The sequence below is a fragment of the Parapedobacter sp. ISTM3 genome (assembly GCF_016533505.1).
Taxonomy (GTDB): Bacteria; Bacteroidota; Bacteroidia; order Sphingobacteriales; family Sphingobacteriaceae; genus Parapedobacter; species Parapedobacter luteus.
Map to the genome: position 1 here is coordinate 1 of NZ_JAENGN010000074.1, position 478 is coordinate 478.

Annotated in this window: 1 protein-coding gene; it reads right to left on the reverse strand. The window is 54.2% G+C overall.

Annotated features, from left to right (window positions below):
• A partial coding sequence (locus tag JHJ32_RS22685) for a hypothetical protein (RefSeq protein WP_200123028.1) occupies positions 1-478 on the reverse strand: 478 nt, incomplete at both ends.

Here is a 478-nt window from a genome sequence, read left to right on the forward strand (position 1 = left end):
GGTCTCGTTACCTGATGCATCGGTGACCACTAAAATGTATTCTGCTTCTTCCGTTATCGGCGTACCGGCCACATAGGGCTGGCCGTTCAGCGTCGCCGTGCCTTCATCGAAGGTTACCGTTACATCCTCGTTGTAGTAACCCCCATCTGCAACGCCCGTCACTACCGGCGCGGTTTTGTCAACCGTGAAGCTTACCGTTGTTGAATTGCCTGCTTCGTCGGTAACCACCAAGGTGTATTCACCCTCGTCGGTAATTTCCGTACCTGAGGTAAACGGCTCGCCATTCAATGTCGCCGTGCCCTCATCGAAGGTTACCGTCACGTCTTCGTTGTAGTATCCGCCGTCTGCAACGCCCGTCACTACCGGCGCGGTTTTGTCAACCGTAAAACTTACCGTGGTTGAGTTGCCCGAGGCATCGGTAACTACCAAGGTGTATTCACCCTCGTCGGTAATTTCCGTACCTGAGGTAAACGGCTGG